We start from the raw sequence: 19,876 nt of genomic DNA, 5'->3' as shown, positions 1-19,876 counted from the left end.
AGTCAGCCTCTGTCTGATCAATATTGATAAAAATGAATTTAGATCACTTATATCCTTATGGCTTTCGATCCACTTTATTTGATCGTTTGATTCCAGAACAGCATCACATGAAAGGGCTATCTATCCAACAATTACGTGAATCAGTAGCGCGTGATTTGGAGGATTTACTCAATAGCCGTGTTGCAAAAATAGATGAACTGATGCAGGACTATCCACTTGCAGGTAAATCAATTTTACAGTTTGGAATCATGGATTTTGTTGGGCTTTCGACTGCCAATCCGTTAGATCGTGACAAGATTTGCCAATCAATCGAGCAGTCTATAGCGGCGCATGAACCACGTTTGCGGCAGGTCAAAGTTGAAATGTTGCTAGATGGTCATAATCTGGGGTCGTTGTGTCTAAGTATTCAAGCTTATTTCAATATTCACCCGCTGTATGAGCCTGTGGTTTTTGATGCATTATTAAAACCAACCACGCAACAATATGTTATCTCTGCACGAAGCTAAGTGGGATTCCTGTGATTGAAGAACTTCTACCTTATTATGAAAAGCAGCTTCAAGAGTTTGGACAGCAATCACGTGATTTTGCGCTGAAATATCCAAAAATTGCACAGCGTTTATCCTTAAATCAGGAACAGATTGATGATCCTCATATTGAGCGTTTGATCCAAGCTTTTTCCCTAATTGCTGCACGAATTGATAAAAAGTTAGTAGACAGTTATGACGTGTTCACACGTTCATTATTCGAGGTCATGTTTCCACAATATTTGCGACATTTCCCTGCTTGTACTGTGGTCAGTTTTGAAGACCAAAATAGGCTCAAACAACTGACTGAACCGCATCTTATTCCTAAACACACTGCTTTGAAATCGAGAAGCTTTAAAGGTGTGCAATGTGAATTTAATACGATACGAGATGTTCGATTACTCCCCATTGCATTGACTAGCCTTAACTTTAAAACTATGCCTAGTGCACATGTACATTTAAACCAAAATGCAGGTTTGGCTTTGAAGTTTGATATGTATCAGCCTGCGCAAAGATGGTTAAGTCAGGAAAAATTATCAATTTATCTGGATGCGATTTCTAATTTTCCATTGCAGTTACTAGATACTATTTTTAGAAAAGAAAGTACATTCTCAATTCGTGTAGGCACACAAATGTGGAGGATTTCTAATCCATTTGAAGTTTTAGGATTTAATGAATCAGAATCGTTATTACCTGTCGATCAGCATACTCATCATGCTTATCGTTTATTGATGGAATATTTTTGCTTTCCTGAAAAATTCAATTATTTGAATCTGGATTTAAGCTTTCTAACTGATTTACCTGCACACGCATTGCAGTTTGAATTATTGATAGATTTTAAACTGAATCTCAATGATCAAGCCAGTATTCGTAATTATTCTGAATTGAATGTCGCCAATTTTAAATTATTTACCACGCCTGTTGTAAATCTGTTTGAAAAGCACGCTGAACCGCAAAAAATCAATCATCGGCAGCTTGAATATCATTTGATTACTGATGCACATCATCCTGAATTTTATCAAGTTTATTCTGTGCTTGAAATGCATATGGTGCGTGAGAAAGCCAATCAGGAACAGGGCATTGTACCGATTTTTCCTTTTTTTGCCATGAGTCACTATCAATGTGAGCAGTCCCCTTTTTTTTATGCGCTGAATTATCAAAAAATACAGCCAAATTATGTAGAAATGAGCTACTCCATTATTTCTAAAGCGCTAGAGCCGTATAACACCAAGTCTGATTTTATGAGTATCAAACTATTGTGTTCTAACCGTGAATTACCACATGAAGCCTTGGATCAATCACAAAATATTCTCAACTTAAATGACAGTAGTTTGGCAAGACGCGCACTTATGTTGAAACGACCAACGCCGCCATATCAGTTTCAACAACATAAAAATGAACAATGGCGGATTATTTCGCATTTATCACTAAACACCTTGGCTGTGATGAAAGGCGATAGTTTGGCAAATGTTAAAGAATTATTGGAACTTTATAATTTACCGCGTTCCAAAGAAAATCAGATACTTATTGATTCCATTCAACAGATTGATTTTTCACTGACTCATAAACTGGTCGATGCCAAACCATTTCCTATGTTTATTCGTGGGGTAAAGGCTGTGGTAAAAATCGATCACACTGTATTTCGTGGTCATAGTCTGTATGTGTTTAGTCATTTACTTAGCCAAATATTTAACCTGAAAGTCCAAATGAATAGTTTTGTGGATGTCATTATTCAGGATCACCTTTATCAACAGGAGTTATACCAATGCGTCCAGAACGTTGGTGGCAAAATGCTTCTGTAATTGATGAGCTTTTTAAGAAAGCAGGGCATTTTGAATTTATTCAGTCGACCCGTTTATTGCGACATTTTCCAAAGCCCTCCATAGAGGCTTATTGGGCAGACGTTTTTTATTTTGATAGTTCGCTCAATCTGAATTTTCCTGCTACAGAAATTGAAAGTTTATCGTTAAAACACTCACGGATTCAGATGACTAATTTAGTTGTGGGTTTAACAGGAGTACAAGGAGCATTGCCTTATACCTACACTTGTAAAGTTAAACAAAGTCCGCGTCATCAACGCCAAGAAGTGAAAGCCTTTTTAAACCTATTTAACCACAAGCTCAGTGCGCAATATGTCGATGCTAGTCTGGCTTATAATTTGGCAGTACGTTACGAAATTGAAAGCGAAAATTATTATTTAGATATTTTGCATGCTTTAAATGGTTATGTACAGTCACAACAACAGCAACCTGACTTAAGTGAGTATTTTGCTGAATTTTCAGGATTAATGCAGGGGCAAAATAATGCTGCACATGCTTTAAAAACTGTGCTGAGCTGCGTGTTTAAGCAGAATATTTATATTCAAGAATTTATCAAAGAGAGATTTCGTTTAGATGATGAGCAAAAAACTTGTCTGAAGGAACAGCAACCTAACTTACTGGGACTCAATACATTTTGTGGTGAAACTATTGAGCAGATTGATGGAAAAATAGAAATTCAAATTGGGCCGCTTAAACATGATGAATATCTGAGTTTTTTACCACAGCAACCTAATCACGTAAAACTCAGGCGCCTTATAGAAACATGGTGTAGCCCGACTTTATTGATTGATCTACGGTTGATTCTGGATCGCACTGAGATTCAGCCCATGTGCTTGAATTCAACACAAAAGAGGGGGTTGGGGCAGGGTGCATTTTTAGATCGTGCTAGTGCGCTTCAAAATAATCAGGACACCTGTTTTGCCTTGATTGGAGTTGCTGCGTGATCAAAAAAATAATCGGCGTGCTGATCATCGTTTTTAGTACCTTGGCATTTACAATCATTCTGTATTGGAAAGAAAGTCAGTTTGATTCAAGCTTATCTGATTTGTTGATTTATTTGGTGGCTTTACCTGTATTGATCAGTTTAGTGATTTTAACCCCGTGGTTAATCTATCGCTTTTATCAAGCGCAGAAGCGGCAGAAACAATCTGTAGCAGCGCTTGATGCTACGCCATCCCAAAAGCCTTCTTTAGAAACGCAATGGCTCAAGCTACATATTTATTCTGCTTTTAGCAAAAGTGCTTTGGGTGAAAATGAAGAAATTATTCAGGCGATTCAAGATCATCAAAGTCCAAAACTCGATACAAAACTGGTCAATAGTTATGGTCTACCGATCTTATCTTATCGTATTGATGAACTGGATGAGCGATTAATTAATGATGGATCTTCTTCTATTTCTGTACGACAGCAACGAATTATAGGCCTGATTCAGCTACAAATTGAACAGCAAAGCTCGGTATTGGCTCAGATCGCTGAGCATCTTAGACGTTCAAGTTTATTTTTTGAAACTGAGCATGTGCATGAATATCGAATGCATCCTGCATGGATAGATCCGCAAGCTGAAAATGATGCGAACGAAATTCTTGCTAGAGCACATTTACAACCCATCAGTCGTTTAAATCGACTTAATGTGCATATGATTTTGTCAGAAGATTTACGGCATCTTTGGGACAATGTCATATGTACCGAGTTTTTACATGAAGCGTTAGGTGAATTAGGTTTCCTGCCACAGAAAATTCAAGTGCAATATTATTTTTGGGAGCAGCAATCTGTATCGATTGAATGGTTGAATCTTTTACAGCAATTAGCACAACAACAGACTGAAATATCACTGATTATCTATGTTGATTCAGAACTTGATCAGGATGTATTAGACGCGCGTATTTCATTGAATGAGCAGTATATTCCAGCAGAGTTTGCGGGGAGTTGTTGTGTGAGTGCTTTGAATATACATATTGCAGATTTGAATCCAATCAAACATTTGAGTCTTGCTTTAAATCAAGCTCAAATAGCTGCTGTGCTTGATGAACTGGATTTAAAAGAATTACAGCAATACCAGTCAGAACAGCCTTTTGTGATTGTTCCTGAAAATATAAGTGATCCCAAGGTCCTGAAACAACTGAATCATCAGTTTGAGCTAACACCGATTGAAGCCCATCACTATCTTTATATCTCATCTAGTTTGGGACACAGTCAGCATTTGGCTAAAATTTATGCATATATGCTTGCTATGCAATTTCCTAAAGATCAAACCATTTTCATTGCCTTAGCCCAAGCACCTGCTATTGCTGTCTTAATTCAGTCTGCACTGCCTTTGGAGCATCAAGAGGCAGCAAAACACTATGATTTTTTTAATAATTTTTAGATTTATAACGAGAAAATGATGTATACAATTTTAGGCTATCTTTGGCAATACATCACCAATCCGAAAGCGCTTATTGCACTGTCACTATGTGTTGCACTGATTTCTTCATATTCTGTTTTACCACGTCATATTTTCTGGGCATTGGTTCTGGTCTATATACTTGGGTTGATTGCATATGGAATTTATTGGTTTATTCAACGTCGCCGTCATGCAGAGCAAGGCGCACAGTTAGCCCAAGCCATAGAAAATGATGTCGAGGTCGGACACGGTCAAAATAAGGGTAAAGAAGAATTTGGTTTAATTCAGCAACAGATGAAGGATTCAATTCAACTGATCCGAAAATCTAAGCTAGGAGATAAAAAGGGCAATGCTGCGTTATACGAATTACCTTGGTATATGGTGATTGGAAATCCAGCCGCGGGTAAAAGTTCTGCAATTTATAATTCGGGACTCAAGTTTCCATTTGAAGAAACGCATCAGAAAATGGTATCTGCCAGTTTAAGTGGTACGCGTAACTGTGACTGGTTTTTTTCAACAGAAGGCATTTTGCTGGATACTGCGGGGCGTTATTCAGTTTATTCAGAAGATCATTCTGAGTGGTTGGGTTTTTTAAACCTGCTCAAAAAAAATCGGCCAAAAGCACCAGTGAATGGATTGATTCTGATTGTGAGTATTGCGGAATTGATTAGTCAGAGTCCTGAACACTCACTCAAATTAGCAAAAAACTTACGCGCCCGAATTCAGGATTTAACCGAACGTCTTGAAGTGGTTGTTCCTGTCTATCTAGTTTTTTCAAAAATGGATTTGATCGCAGGTTTTACCGAATTCTTCGACTGTTATGAAGACCAAGAATACAATCAAGCTTGGGGCGCGACACTGCCTTATGATCAAAATTCGTCTCAGAATGCAGTCGAATTATTTGAGCAACATTACACCATTTTATATGACGGTTTAAAGGGTGTAAGTACTACACATTTAAGTCGTCGACATTCAAAAAATATTTCACCTAGCGTCATGACTTTTCCTTTGGAATTTAAAACGCTCAAGCCAGCCTTAAAAAGTTTTGTCGCTACTTTATTTGAAGATAATCCATATCAGTTCCAACCTGTTTTTCGAGGTTTCTATTTTACCAGTGCATTGCAAGAGGGGATGGTTGAGAGCCCAATGACTGAGCAGATTGCACAGGAGTTTCGACTACAACCGATTGAGCAGACAGATGCAATATCGTCACGACCTACATTATCGGTAAATCACGGTTACTTCCTGAAAGGACTATTTTCCGATGTTATTTTGCGAGATAAGGATTTAGTCAAGCAGCATATTAATCCTGACAGAAAGCGTCAGCGTTATCTTGCTTTTATTGGCACTTTAGTTGGTGTTTCAATTATTTTAGGGCTGTGGGTCTGGTCTTATCGTAATAATCAGCAATTAATTGTTGATGTTCAGACTGATCTCAATCAGGTAGTACAGTTGCAAAAGGTTTCTGGAGAACAGCTTTCCACTCAGTTAGATGCTTTATTGATTTTACAACATCGACTACAACAGTTAGATGAGTTTGAACAACATCGTCCACTAAAATTCAGTTTTGGTATATATCAAGGCAATCATTTGCGTGAACAGTTAAAAGCGGAATATTTAAAAGGAGTGCGTCAAATTGTACTGACTCCAACGCAACAAAATATTGCTCAATATCTGCAACGTATAAAAACCAATGAAAATACGCTCAAAGCTAATCATAGCAATGTGGAAATTAAACAAGTAAATAATAAGAATCAATATTTGGAACCTTCAGAGAGTAATCCTCAAGATGCTTATAACGCTTTGAAGGCTTATTTGATGATGAGTAATCCACAATATATGGATGGAAGTCATTTAAGCGATCAGGTTACTCGTTTCTGGCGTTCGTGGTTGGATAATAATCGTGGACAAATGCCGCGTGGCGAGATGATTCAGAAAGCTGAACAAATTTTATCCTATACCATGACTCTGTCTAATGACAAACTATTTCCTATTTTGGAGGCCGATTCACAATTGGTGGATCAAACCCGTCAGATCTTATTGTCTGTGGTACGAGGTATGCCGGCACGTGATCGGGTTTATAATGAAATTAAAATGCGGGCTGCGGTACGTTTTCCAGCACTAACTGTGGGACAAATTGTTGGTGAAAATAATAAGACAATAATGCTTGGCGGATATGCTTTATCGGGTGTATTTACGCAAAAGGCATGGACAGAATATATCGCTCAAGCCATAGAGGATGCAGCGAATAAACCCACTGATAGCAAAGATTGGGTACTCAATAGTCGCCAGTCGGATGATTTAACTTTCTCAGGCAGTCCAGAACAAATACGTAAACAACTGATCTCCTTATATAAACAGGAATATATTGCTGAATGGCGTAAATTCTTAAATGGCATTCACTATGCCAAAACAGATCAATTTAATCAGCAGGTTAAAAATATTGATCGCTTGGGGGAGCCGCAAAATTCTCCAATTCGTATTTTAATGAATCGCATTGCGACTGAAACAAGTTGGGATAACCCGATTGTGCAGGCTGAACTGGCTGCACCACAAAAAGGCTTTGTTGCATGGTTTAAACGTAAAATTTTGCAGCGTGATGATAAACGACTCTCTGAACAAGCATTGGTTAAAGCACAAGGACCGATTTCTCAGGAATATCAAGTGTTTTATCAACTGGTGCGCAAGCGTGATGACCAGCAAAACAAATCTATATTAGATGAGTATATGGATAATTTGGCACAAGTTCGCAGTAAATTTAATGAGCTAAAAAATGCGGGTGAAATTGGGCCGACAGCCATGACATTAATCAAACAGACTATTAATGATCAAACTTCAGTATTTAACGTGACCCAAAAACAAATCGATGAAAAGATATTGGTGGGTCTAAATGATCTGGACCAACAGCCCTTACAAAAAATACTGGTTGCGCCGCTAACGCAGTCTTTTGAAAGCCTGATTGTCCCTGCACAGGATGAAATCAACAAACTATGGCTGATGCAGGCATATCAACCTTTTAGTATCAATTTAAGTCAGAAATATCCATTTAATTCGTCTGCTGGATTGCAGGCTACCAGTAATGAAATTAGTCAGATTTTTGGTGAAAATGGCAGTATAGCCCGCTTTACTAAAGAGACACTGGATCCTTTTGTGATCCGCCGTGGTTATATCCTGACCTCTAAAACATGGAAAGATTTGGGGATTAGCTTAAATCCGCAATTTGTGATGAGTTTTCAGAGTTATGTTGCGCCAAGTAATGGTATGGCAACAGGTGAGCTGAATCAATCTGCAACTGCTGTAGCTTCTGCTGCACACCAGTCTAATTTCCAGTTCTATCCATTACAAAATCCGCAATTGCTGTCTTATTCGATTGATATTGATGGACAACGCATGACCTATGAAAACGGTATACAGCAATGGGTCAACTTTATCTGGCCAAATCAGAGTGCTATTCCAGGCGCGAAAATTACTGCAGTGGATACACAAGGTCAAACGCATACTATTTTTGAAGAGCCTGGTGAATATGGAATTAATCGTCTGATCGATTCGGCACAGCGTAAGGAACAAAATGGCAGTTTTGAAATGACATGGCGCAGCAAGATCGATCCTAACCTTTTTGTAAAAGTAAATTTTCGTCTGATTAGTGGTAATAGTTCTGGCAATGTTGGATCGAGTCGTGATTATTCAGGTTTACAACTTGTGGATAAAGTCACCACAAATAAAGCAGTTCGTATCGTTTCTGCACAAGCTGCACCGACATCTATTTCAACGCCAACTGTAAATACTTCAGCAGCAGGTACGCAGTAATGGATCATAGTCACAACGCTTTAAAAAGGATGATTCCATGCAGCAAATAAAATCGATACCTTTTTATTATGGAAAAAGTCCAGCACGTGGGGATTTTCTAAAAAGTAAGGGACAACATGCTTTAATTCAGGTAATGGATCAATGGATGACTGAGGCTTTGGAATATGCCATTGCGAAGCCTCATTTTAAACAGGCATATCATGATTTACCTGCATTGGATTTCTTTATTGCCAATCCGCAAGAGAAAAGATTTTTAGCAGCGAGTTTAATTGCTAGTGAAGACAGTTCAGGACGACCTTTTCCAATGGTATTAGGTCAACTTATAGAGGTTGAACAACCGTTTCAGAACCTTCTATTTGCCCCTTATATTTATAAAAAGGCATTAGCGGAACTGTATCAAAATAATAAGACCATAAAAACCATTTTTGACTCCGCAATTTTATTAAATAAACTGCAAAATCAACCGACTAAAGTGCAAATATTTAGTTCTGAAGAATGTACAGCTTTTTATGAAAATTACACGCTGTATTCATTTGCCCAGTTAATGAAACTCAATATTTATCAACTGTCGCAAAGTATGATTGGACTCGGTTTATTATTGCAACCAATCCTGAAAAGTGGCACTAAGCGATTAAATAAGGTTCTGATCTTGCCATTGAATAATCCAGTTTATTGCTACGAAATTGCAGCGTTTTGGGTGAGCATGATTGGATGTTTTTTGAAGAAAAACAATACTGAGATATTCATCGGTTTATTGCATTGTGAAGCACCTGTTTTATTGTTTGGTTTTCAGGGGGCAGATATTTTGATACTTGGTGATATTTTTACCCAAAGTATGCAAAACGAACACTGGGTTTCTCTCATAGATGCACAGTGGATTGATCCTTATCTCGAACAAAATGCAGGTTTAGCTGCACTTGAGCAATCCTTGTGTCAAAGACAATTAAGTTTAAGTCAAGGACTTAAACTTTTCCGACAAACATTTCTAGATGAATAACAATGAAAAAAAATGTACCACAAAATATAAAAAAATGGCTTTTTTTTACCATTCCATTGGTTAGTTCTTTGGTATGTGCGGAGCCGATCGTAGTTGAAGGCGTGGCGCCAAATGAGGCATCAAAACAGGAAATTTTGCAAAAAATGCAGATTGTGTATGGGGTTGATCAAGTGATTGATAAAATCCAAGTGCGCGCAGTATCTGCACCGAATGGTTGGAGTAACGCGGTAACACAAGTAATTACGCCAGATTTAAAAAAAGTAAAACAAGGTAATTTGAAAGTACAAGGCACACAAGTTGAACTCACAGGTAAAATGAGTAATCCCAATGATATTCAACTGACCATCAATCAATTTCAGTCAATAGTACAGCAGCCGTATCGCTTTAAGTCACAACTGACTGTGAACCAAGCCGAGCAAAAAATTATCGATGAGGCTCTTAAAAATCGAATCATTGAATTTGAATCAGGTAGTTCGATTTTAACCGCTTCGGGGCAGCAGATTTTAAATGAAATGGCAGCAGCACTTCATAAAGTTGGTGGAAAAAAAGTCAAAATTATTGGACATACCGATAGCTCAGGTGATGCCTCCAAAAATTTGTTACTTAGTCAACAACGTGCCAATGCAGTTAAAGATTATTTAATCACAAAAAATATCTTGGCAGAGCGTTTAAGCACAGAAGGTCTGGGTTCGAATAAACCTCTAGCGAATAATGAAACAGCTGAAGGTCGTCGTAAAAACCGCCGGATTGAGTTTGCAGTACTTTAACTAAAAGGGGGGAAATTGTATGGCAACACCATATATAACGATAGGCTGTCCGACTACGGGTGGTGGGCAAGTGATGAGTGGCAATAGCATATTTCTTATCGAGGGAATTGCAATTGCCTGTGTCGGCGATAAAGCCACATGTCCAAAACATAAAACCGTTGCCACGATTATCTCAGGCGATCCGCATATGCAAGTCATGGGAAAAGCAGCGGCACGAGTCAATGATTCATTATCTTGTGGGTGTAAGTTATTACCTAAGCAGAGTTTGGTGGTGCAGGAGAATGGTGCAAGTACGGGGGCTACATCTTTATCGACTAATAATTTTCAATCTAATCAAATAAAAGAATTCGGACAAAAGTTTTTGGTTGTTGATGAGTCAACTTCAGAACCATTAGCTAATGTTCATTATGAAATTCATAAAGAAGGGAGTTTGTTTTCAAAAGGAGTGACAGATGAGCAAGGATATACTCAATTTATAGCTGGTGCTGAAAATGAAGAAATCGAATTAAAAATTGTAGCAGAGGATAAAGATCATGAACACTGTTGTAAGCCTTAGAGCTAGATTGCAGGGTAAGGATTTCGTAGAGAAAAATCCAACAACTGTAACTATCAATACGCGTCGAAAATTGAATGGTGGAGAAATTGCTCTTGCTAAAATTATGTTTAAAGATGCAATCGATTATTCAAAGGTTGAAATTATCCGTGGTGGCTTATTATCTATGCCTACAAGAAGTAAAAATGCTATGACTCCTTTTGGTAGCATTCATTTGCCTAATGAAGATTATGATAATCTCAAAGATTTTTCACAGGATCAAAAAGCGACTAATAAAATATGGTTCATTCATGAAATGGCTCATGTGTGGCAATATCAATTAGGACTGAATACAGCAATGCGTGGTATCGAAATAGGTATTAGAGGTGGTTATAGTGATGCTAAAGCTTACGACTATGATTTAGTATGTGATGATCAAGGTAAAGAATTTCACCAATTTAACTTTGAACAACAAGCTGAAATTATTAGCCATTACTTTGATGCCTATCATTTACCTATTCAAGGGCATGATTATCCAGTTTTACATAATAAAAATGTTATGCAAAAATTTGCCTTAAAAAATGTTTTGAAAAAATTTCTTGTGAATCCTTCTGATAAGGCTTTGTTATCACAGAACTATGGAGGTATTTACTATAATCATGAGCCCAAAAGATATTGATTATGAATAAATATATACTCTTAACCTTGTTAATAATTCCTTTTTCTGCTTTTGCCACTTCAAATCCATATAGAGGTGGTGAAGTTATTATAGAGGTAAAAAATAATACACCATGCTTTTATATTGATGATACAGAACAAAGAGGGGACTTTAGTATTGTTATATTAGGCTTAACTCATGGTAGTAAAGAGTACTGGAATTATGATAGCTCTTTCGAAAAGAACTATCCAGTGAAAAATAAATGTATTGTTCTAGATGAAAAAAACTTTAAGAACTTTAAAGGATTAAAAGAGAATACCCCTTATAGTGTAACTTTAGGAGGAGTGAGAACAGCCTATAACAAAGACTTCTGTATCACAAAGAGATCAGGAACACTTACAGTACAAGATTTTAAAGGGATGCAGTGCATAGATGTAGTATCTAGTTTTTGGGGTAAATTAAAGAGATTATTTAATTAACAATGAAAAAATCTTTGTGTATTCTATTATTATCTTTTTTAGTAACTATTTTAGGTTGTGATGAGTTATACAAAGATTTGAATATTAAAAATAATCAGTTATGTATTTTTAATAATAACTCAAGAAAATATCGAGAGAATAATTTCCTAGTACATATAGGAAAAATTAATTTTTCAGAAGAAAACAAAAGTGATTATGAAAAATCATATCAAGAAACTATCTTTCCTATAGATGAAAGCAGTTGTATATATTCCTCTAAATAGAATATAAAAAAATATTTCTTATAGTATTACATTAAGTACAATAAATAGTACTTTTCGTGCTGATGTATGTATTCAACAAAAGAGTTCACAACTTTCTTTGAAATATGTCGAAGCTGGAAAGGTCACTTGTGAATGATCAGTATATTTAAGAGATAAAAAACCTCCTAATTACTTTAAGGGGTTTATAAAGGGGATCTGCTTAATGTGGAAAGAGCTGAGTTTGAAAGTAATTTTGGCCGTTAAGTTAGGTATTTGTATTAGCCTACTGGGTGGGTGTATTACTAACCAACCAATTAAAGAATCTTTAAAGTCTGGTAGTAATGGAGCTGTAGGTATGCTTTTAATCGATTCAGAAGTATATCGAAAAGCCACGCCCAAAATTTTAGATGCTGTTACGGTATCTTTACTATTCTCAACATTAGATAAGATGGCAGTACTTAAACGGTATGAAGAAGAAATAGGCAATGGTTATACAATCGAAGATGACTTCCCTGTAGGTAACGCCAACCAACTGTGTTGGGTAAACAACTTTCTTCTCACACATAAAAAAGATTTACCCTCTAATCTTGACTACACTAGCACGTACGCTTGGGTAGATTCAAAACAGAAAGTACTTAAAAATAGGATTAGTGAATACTTCGGTGATAAGAAAGCTGAAAACGATTGCAGATTTTAATCCTATTCAATCGTACTAAAACGCCAATTTAAAAAACCTTCATAAGAGAGTTTTTAGTTGAATGATTAAATCACATCAACTTGATCCCTTGCTGACCAGCAGGCGTCACTTTAAAAATTTCAACTTCAAAGCTAATATTTTTTCCTGCAAGTGGATGGTTAAAATCCACTTCAGTAATATCATCATTGACTGATGCAACTACACCAAATAATGATGCTTTGGCTTTATCTTCAAATTCAATCATATGACCGACTATAGGACGCTGTCCAAATTTGACGGTATCAAATTTTTGAATATTTTCAGGATTCCATGGGCCAAAAGCATCTTCTGGTGGCAAATGTACCGTACGACGGTCACCTGCGCGTAAACCAAATAAGGCTTTTTCAAAACCGGGTAATAAATTACCATCGCCGATGGTCAGACTTACAGGTTGCTCACGGCTACGCGTGTTATCAATCTCGACGCCATTTTCGAGTGCCACAGAAAAATGTAGCTCGACCTGAGCGCCTTCTTGAATACGAATTTCTTCGTTCGGTTGAATAATTTCAGTCATGCTTTGCTTCTGCACGTTGGATACGTTTCTTCTCAAGAAAAAAGGTATCAATTAACAAGAGGATAGTTCCGAGGGTAATCGCACTATCGGCAATATTAAAGGCGGGGAAGTTGTGATTTTGATAATACACATGAATAAAATCGACGACATAACCTAAGGTCATACGATCAATTAAATTACCTAAGGCTCCACCTAAAATCAGTGCAATCGCCGCAGGAAGAATGATACTGTGTTTTGGCATACGCAATAGCCAAAACACAAAAATAATCGAGACAATACCTGCTAGACCTGTAAACAAATAGTGTTGCCAACCGCCTGCATCAGATAAAAAACTAAATGCTGCACCATAGTTATGCAGCAGCGTCCAGTTTAAAAATGGTAATACAGGCACAGGATCAGCATAAGTCAGATGTGTACTGGCGATCCACTTTGTCCATTGATCTATGATGATGGCAAGGACAGAAAGTCCGAGCCAGATCAGGTTGTGCGGATAAAACTGAAATAAACTTTGTTTGACTTGAGTCTTAGGCATATTTTCTCACTTCCCCATGACCCGCGACGTTTACAATACAACGACCACATAAACCCGGATGATCTGCATGAGTATTCACATCTGGCAGGACATGCCAGCAGCGTACACATTTTTCACCTTCTGCTGCCGAGATTTGGACACGTAAGCCATCCATTTCTGTGCTTTCGCCTTGTTCAGCGAATGGATAGACATTGACTTGAGACGTAATGAGAACAAAACGTAATTCATCACCTAATTGGTTCAATACCGCTTGTAACTCATCTTTCGCCCAGATTTCAACTTTGGCAGACAAATTACTACCGACCAGCTTGGCATTACGTGCCGCTTCAATCTGCTTGTTGACTGCTGATTTAACTTGAATCAATGTTTGCCAATCGGCTTCCGAAATCAGGTTTGCTGTGGATGCGACAGGCAAATCATACCATTCAGCCGTAAACACATATTGTTCGTTTTGCTCTGGAATCAACGCCCAAGCTTCTTGTGCAGTAAAGCTCAAGATTGGTGCCATCCAGCGAACAAAGGCTTGAACTAAGTGATACAGTGCAGTTTGTGCAGAATGACGTGCCTGTGAATCCGCTTTAGTGGTGTACTGACGATCTTTAATGATGTCGAGATAAAAACCACCCAAGTCATTGATACAGAAATTGGTCAAAGCACTACATACAATATGGAAGTTCATATCTTCATAGGCTTGCTGAATCGTTTTTTGAACCTCAACAGCACGTTGCAGGATGTATTGATCTAATGCAATTAATTGATCAACTGGCAGAGCATCGGTTGATGGTTTAAAACCATTGAGGTTGGCCAACAAGAAACGCAAGGTATTACGGATACGACGATAACCATCTGACGCACGACTGAAAATCTCTTTACCTGCGGTCATTTCATAACGATAGTCACTGGATGCGATCCAGAAACGAAGACCATCGGCACCCATGTCTTTGATGATGTCTTGTGGCGTGATGATATTGCCCAAAGACTTCGACATTTTGCGACCTTTTTCATCGACCACAAAACCGTGGGTCAATAGCCCTTTATAAGGCGCACGTTCATTGATCGCAATAGAGGTCAGCAATGATGACTGGAACCAACCACGATGTTGATCTGACCCTTCTAAATATAAATCGGCAGGATCGGTGAGTTCTTCGCGCTGACGTAGTACCGCATAGTGGGTTGTACCCGAATCGAACCAGACATCGAGCGTATCGCGTACTGCATTGTACTGTTCGGCATCTGCACCGATAAATTCTTTGGCTTCACGATTGAACCAAGCATCAATGCCTTCTTTTTCAATCAACTCAGCTACTTCTTCAATCAGTTCAGCCGTACGTGGATGCAGTTCATGCGTATCTTTATGCACAAAGAACGGAATTGGAACACCCCAAGTTCGTTGACGTGAGATACACCAGTCTGGACGACCTTCGATCATCGACTCAATTCGGTTTTTACCCCAGTCAGGCACGAAGCTGATGTCATTTTCAATCGCATTTAAGGCACATTCACGTAAACCTTTGGCATCCATGCTGATAAACCATTGCGGTGTTGCGCGGAAGATAATAGGGGTTTTATGACGCCAACAATGTGGATAGCTGTGTACAATCGGTTGGTGCGCCCATAAGCGACCTACAGCGCCTAACGCTTCAATAATTTGTGGGTTGGCTTTATAGATATGTTCGCCAGAAAAAATTGGCGCGGTCGGTAAATAAACACCATTACCACCGACAGGATTATCTACTTTGAGGTTATAGATCAGACCCACTTTATAGTCGTCTGCACCATGACCTGGTGCAGTATGTACGGCACCTGTACCACTGGTCGCAATGACGTGCTCGCCTAAAATCACGGGTACTTGACGATCTGCCAAAAGTGGATGTTGTAAGCTGAGACGTTCAAGCACAGCACCTTTAAACTCTGCCAAAACAACAGGATTTTCTAGTTTATAACGGGCAATAGCAGATTCAACCAGATCTTTGGCCAAGATAAAGTTCTGAGTACCGCGGTCGCTTTGTACCTGTACCAATTGATAGTCAATTTCGGCATGTAATGCAACCGCTTGGTTTGCAGGTAATGTCCATGGCGTTGTCGTCCAGATCACAATATCGGTTGGTGCAGTGACTGCAACACCTACGCGCTGACCAAGATCATCCAGATCAACCACACCAAAACCGACATCAATTGCATCGGACTTTTTATCTTCATATTCGACTTCGGCTTCTGCCAGTGCTGAACCACAATCGATACACCAATTGACAGGTTTTAAGCCTGGCTCGATATGACCTGCTTTTTGAATTTCACCTAGAGCACGGACGATATCCGCTTCTTGTTTAAAATTCATGGTCAGGTACGGATCTTGCCAATCCCCAAACACGCCCATACGAATAAAGTCTTTGCGCTGTAAATCGACCTGACTCATGGCGTATTCACGGCAAGCTTTACGGAAAGTTGAAGCATCGACCTTTACACCAACCTTACCGACTTTTTCTTCGACTTTGAGTTCGATGGGTAAACCGTGACAGTCCCAACCCGGCACATAAGGTGAATCAAAACCGTCCATCACACGGCTTTTAACAATAATGTCCTTTAAGACTTTATTGACTGCATGACCCAAGTGGATCTGACCGTTCGCGTAAGGAGGGCCATCATGTAAAACATATTTTTTCTTGCCAATACGCGAAGCACGAATCTTCTGATAAATGTTGTCGGCATACCACTCTTCTAACCATTTTACTTCGCGCACAGCCAGATTGGCTTTCATGGCAAATTCAGTGCCCGGCAGGTTGAGTGTGGCTTTATAATCCACGGCATTTTCAGGAGTTTGCTTATCGCTCATGCAAGTTGTCTTCCAGTTCAATCAGCTTGAACGCTGACGTGTTTTATCATCAAAAAAATTCGAAATTAAAAAGGGGGTTGTGAATGCTGCTCACGAAATTCGAGTAAGTCTTCCACATCTTGATCAATTCCCGCTTTTAATGCTTCAAGCGAAGGGTAGTTTCGTTCACCATGTAAAAAGTTCAGAAACGTCACCCGCATTAACAAGCCATACAGATTAGCAGAAACTTGTGGAAAATGTACTTCCAATCGCCATTCTGGATGTTCCTGTTGAATGGCTGGACGCGTTCCAACATGTCCCGCACCAAATAAACTGTCTGGATGATAGCCCGCAATGCCTGTCTGTGTAGGGTCATCACTTTGCACTTTATTGCGTAGTGAAGTGGTTTCACAAACGACATCAACCGCATAAATCCCGCTTAAACAGGGCTTATGCCGATTTAAACGCACATTAATGGTGGGGAAGTTAATAGTGCGACCAATCTGATCACCATATTGTACTCGACCTGTAATGCTATAAGGACGACCTAACAACTTGGCAGCCAGAGTTAAATCACCTTCAGCCAAGACCTGGCGAATACGAGTAGAACTCACCCGTTCTCCATGATATTCAATGGTGTCTAAATTGGTGACTTTAAAGCCATAATGACGTAAAAATTCGCTATTACCTTGACGATTTTTACCAAAATGAAAATCATCGCCCAAAATCAGTTGTTGGGCATTCAGTTTGAATTTGAGCAAATCGGCAAATTCTTGTGCGCTTAGACCGCGAAATTGTTCATCAAATTTGGCAATGGCAATATAATCTACACCTAACTCAGTTAAATATTCGACTTTTTCTCGAAGTGAGCTGATACGCGGTGGTGCATCAAAACCTTTAAAGTATTCAAGCGGTTGAGGCTCAAAAATCATGACCAGCGTTTTTAAGTCATTGCTCGCTGCTATATTTTGAAGTTGCGTAATCATGGCCTGATGCCCCAAATGGACACCATCAAAGTTGCCAATCGTCACTGCGCTGGCAGGCAACTTAAAATCTGGCGATAACGCATTCAGGCGGAGCAGTTTCATGGATTTTCAATGAAGCTAAATTTTGAAAGTCCTCTATATTGCCATAAACTGAGGGCTTGGTGCTATTGTTGCGTTTTTATGCAGGCAAAAAGCACTATCTTTTTTCTATATATAAATAATATTGATAATTAAATTAAAAATAAATCAATTTTTCTTATTTTAAACTTTGATTATGATGTCTCTATCAGATGATGAGATAAATTGAATGAATACTCCATTTTATCAGTTACGATTTAAACAAAAGATGATTCGTGAATTTACACCGAACTGGTTTGCTGTCGTGATGGGAACGGGTGTTGTTGCATTAATTATGGCGCATTCTCCTGTTGCATCTGATTTATTTTATCGTCTTGGCTTTATGTTATGGGGAATCAATACGCTACTATTTTGTGTTTTTAGTGTGTTGTATCTTGCTCGCTGGTTTTTTTATCCTGAAGAAGCAAAACAGATTTTCAGCCATTCAAGTATGAGCCTGTTTCTAGGCACTATTCCGATGGCTCTGGCAACCATTCTCAATGGTTTTCTGGTCTATGGAATAAACTTTTGGGGAGAGTTCGCTGTCCTGATTGCGGTAAAACTCTGGTATGTGGATGTGTTATTGGCAGTTTTCATCGGTTGGATTGTGCCGTTTTGTATGTTTAGTCGTCAGCAACACGCACTACCAACCATGACCGCAATGTGGTTGCTTCCAATTGTTGCAGCAGAAGTTGCCGCAAGCTCTGGTGGCTTAATTTTGAATGTTGCGCCACATTTACCCAATGCTGTCGCAATCTTATGGAGCAGTTATATACTCTGGGGAATGTCTGTATTACCTGCTTTTTTAGTTTTGGCAATTCTGGTTTTGCGATTGGCTTTACATCAAATTCCTGAAAAAGAGTTGGCTATTTCAAGCTGGTTATCTATTGGCCCGATTGGAACGGGAGCGCTTGCGATGCTGTTACTTGGACAGGCTGCTCCACAGGTTTTGCAACAACATAATTTATATATGCTAGGGCCTTTTTTACAACATAGCGGTCTATTAATTGCTCTGGTGTTTATGGGAGTCGGCATTTGGTGGTTAGGATTAGCCATTTTTGCGACCTTATATCATTTCAAACAAGGTATTCCGTTTAATCTGGGCTGGTGGGGGCTGACCTTTCCTTTGGGAGTGTTTATTTTGGCCATGCAACAACTGGCGATACAGCTTCAATGGAGCGTTTTGACTTTTGTGGTACATACGCTGATGGTGCTATTGTTCACTTTGTGGGTGTTGGTCACTTTAAAAACGATTCGTGGGGCATATACAGGACAATTATTTTTTTCTCCATGCTTACAGATTTGGAAACAGCAGCAGGAAAATCATTAATTCTTTTTAGATAAAGTTGTATATGCAAAATTGATCAGCTTAAATGCGCTGTAATGAAACGGAGAGAATACAACATGAAAGTTGCGCTGATCATGGCAATTCCTGATGAATCCAAAGGTCTATTTGAGCAGGCGGGTATTCATGTTCACTATAGCGGTATTGGTAAAATCAATGCCGCCTTTACAGCATTTGAGGTCATTCAAAACACAGGCTGTGATGTGCTGTTGAATTTAGGTAGTGCAGGCAGTTCTATTTTTGATGCACATGCATTGGTTGAAGTCAGTCAGGTTGTACAACGTGATATGGATGTTTCTCCTTTAGGCTTCGCGATAGGAACAACGCCTTTGGATCAGGACTTTCCTGCTGCCATTACACTTGAACCATTTTTTTCAGAATTGCCACGCGGCGTGTGTGGAACAGGTGATTCTTTTGAAACAGCAACGCCAAAACTTGCCTGCGATCTCGTCGATATGGAAGCGTATGCGATTGCCAAGGTATGTAAAAAATTAGGTGTTCGATGCATTTCGGTGAAATACATTAGCGATGGTGCAAATGATACGGCACATTTGGACTGGGAAGCGAATTTACGATTAGGTGCACAAAAGCTACTGGCCTTATATCAACAGCATTTTTAATAATGCGA

The 19,876-nt window shown here is 38.8% G+C and carries 18 protein-coding genes; 14 read left to right on the top strand and 4 right to left on the bottom strand.

The window, feature by feature from the left end:
- The first annotated feature begins 32 nt into the window (after positions 1-32).
- The 12 genes from tssE to A7A69_RS08445 all read left to right on the top strand — a co-directional run bounded on the left by tssE (position 33) and on the right by A7A69_RS08445 (position 12,906).
- The gene (gene tssE / locus A7A69_RS08500) at positions 33-506 is read left to right on the top strand and encodes a type VI secretion system baseplate subunit TssE (protein WP_120370321.1); all 474 of its coding nucleotides are present in this window, start codon (positions 33-35) and stop codon (positions 504-506) included.
- Between the two features lie 11 nt (positions 507-517).
- Positions 518-2,326, top strand: coding sequence for a type VI secretion system baseplate subunit TssF (gene tssF, locus A7A69_RS08495; RefSeq protein ID WP_187349202.1), 1,809 nt, complete (start codon positions 518-520; stop codon positions 2,324-2,326).
- Positions 2,290-3,288, top strand: coding sequence for a type VI secretion system baseplate subunit TssG (gene tssG, locus A7A69_RS08490; protein ID WP_152877004.1), 999 nt, complete (start codon positions 2,290-2,292; stop codon positions 3,286-3,288). The genes tssF and tssG overlap by 37 nt, the downstream gene beginning before the upstream one ends.
- The gene (locus A7A69_RS08485) at positions 3,285-4,709 is read left to right on the top strand and encodes a hypothetical protein (RefSeq protein ID WP_152877002.1); all 1,425 of its coding nucleotides are present in this window, start codon (positions 3,285-3,287) and stop codon (positions 4,707-4,709) included. Before tssG ends, A7A69_RS08485 begins: the two co-directional genes overlap by 4 nt.
- 18 nt (positions 4,710-4,727) lie before the next feature.
- On the top strand, positions 4,728-8,534 hold the full coding sequence (gene tssM / locus A7A69_RS08480; protein ID WP_152877028.1) for a type VI secretion system membrane subunit TssM: 3,807 nt from the start codon (positions 4,728-4,730) through the stop codon (positions 8,532-8,534).
- A gap of 37 nt (positions 8,535-8,571) precedes the next feature.
- A complete protein-coding gene (gene tagF / locus A7A69_RS08475) occupies positions 8,572-9,531 on the top strand; it encodes a type VI secretion system-associated protein TagF (RefSeq protein WP_152877000.1) in 960 nt (319 codons plus the stop codon).
- The gene (locus tag A7A69_RS08470) at positions 9,528-10,298 is read left to right on the top strand and encodes an OmpA family protein (protein WP_473964372.1); all 771 of its coding nucleotides are present in this window, start codon (positions 9,528-9,530) and stop codon (positions 10,296-10,298) included. Before tagF ends, A7A69_RS08470 begins: the two co-directional genes overlap by 4 nt.
- 19 nt (positions 10,299-10,317) lie before the next feature.
- A complete protein-coding gene (locus A7A69_RS08465) occupies positions 10,318-10,854 on the top strand; it encodes a PAAR domain-containing protein (protein WP_152876990.1) in 537 nt (178 codons plus the stop codon).
- Positions 10,832-11,509, top strand: coding sequence for a zinc protease (locus A7A69_RS08460; RefSeq protein ID WP_152876988.1), 678 nt, complete (start codon positions 10,832-10,834; stop codon positions 11,507-11,509). Before A7A69_RS08465 ends, A7A69_RS08460 begins: the two co-directional genes overlap by 23 nt.
- A 2-nt stretch (positions 11,510-11,511) precedes the next feature.
- Positions 11,512-11,967 carry an NF045616 family extracytoplasmic (lipo)protein gene (locus tag A7A69_RS08455; RefSeq protein WP_241675237.1) on the top strand — a complete coding sequence of 152 codons (456 nt, stop codon included), beginning with the start codon at positions 11,512-11,514 and terminating at the stop codon, positions 11,965-11,967.
- 2 nt (positions 11,968-11,969) lie between these two features.
- Positions 11,970-12,230: an NF045616 family extracytoplasmic (lipo)protein gene (locus tag A7A69_RS17005; RefSeq protein WP_338325127.1), complete on the top strand. Its 261-nt coding sequence runs from the start codon at positions 11,970-11,972 to the stop codon at positions 12,228-12,230.
- Positions 12,231-12,432: 202 nt separating this feature from the next.
- The gene (locus A7A69_RS08445) at positions 12,433-12,906 is read left to right on the top strand and encodes a hypothetical protein (RefSeq protein ID WP_152876984.1); all 474 of its coding nucleotides are present in this window, start codon (positions 12,433-12,435) and stop codon (positions 12,904-12,906) included.
- A 70-nt stretch (positions 12,907-12,976) separates the two neighbouring features.
- Here A7A69_RS08445 and A7A69_RS08440 read toward each other — a convergent pair whose 3' ends face one another.
- The 4 genes from A7A69_RS08440 to ribF form a co-directional block, all read right to left on the bottom strand.
- Positions 12,977-13,459, bottom strand: coding sequence for an FKBP-type peptidyl-prolyl cis-trans isomerase (locus A7A69_RS08440; protein ID WP_152876982.1), 483 nt, complete (start codon positions 13,457-13,459; stop codon positions 12,977-12,979).
- Positions 13,452-13,991: a signal peptidase II gene (gene lspA, locus A7A69_RS08435; RefSeq protein ID WP_151981755.1), complete on the bottom strand. Its 540-nt coding sequence runs from the start codon at positions 13,989-13,991 to the stop codon at positions 13,452-13,454. The genes A7A69_RS08440 and lspA overlap by 8 nt, the downstream gene beginning before the upstream one ends.
- Complete coding sequence (gene ileS, locus A7A69_RS08430) at positions 13,984-16,821, bottom strand: isoleucine--tRNA ligase (protein WP_152876980.1); 2,838 nt, start codon at positions 16,819-16,821, stop codon at positions 13,984-13,986. Before ileS ends, lspA begins: the two co-directional genes overlap by 8 nt.
- A 65-nt stretch (positions 16,822-16,886) precedes the next feature.
- Entirely contained in the window at positions 16,887-17,888 is a 1,002-nt protein-coding gene (gene ribF, locus A7A69_RS08425) for a riboflavin biosynthesis protein RibF (RefSeq protein WP_152876978.1), read from the bottom strand.
- A gap of 205 nt (positions 17,889-18,093) precedes the next feature.
- On the opposite strand from ribF, the gene A7A69_RS08420 reads away from it, so the two are divergent.
- Positions 18,094-19,233 carry a TDT family transporter gene (locus A7A69_RS08420; protein WP_152876976.1) on the top strand — a complete coding sequence of 380 codons (1,140 nt, stop codon included), beginning with the start codon at positions 18,094-18,096 and terminating at the stop codon, positions 19,231-19,233.
- A 74-nt stretch (positions 19,234-19,307) separates the two neighbouring features.
- On the top strand, positions 19,308-19,868 hold the full coding sequence (locus A7A69_RS08415; RefSeq protein ID WP_152876974.1) for a 5'-methylthioadenosine/S-adenosylhomocysteine nucleosidase family protein: 561 nt from the start codon (positions 19,308-19,310) through the stop codon (positions 19,866-19,868).
- Positions 19,869-19,876: the final 8 nt, after the last annotated feature.

The organism is Acinetobacter guerrae, assembly GCF_009372255.1.
GTDB lineage: Bacteria > Pseudomonadota > Gammaproteobacteria > Pseudomonadales > Moraxellaceae > Acinetobacter > Acinetobacter guerrae.
Note: the sequence above shows the minus strand (reverse complement) of the source record. Positions and strands in the feature narration are given on the sequence as shown.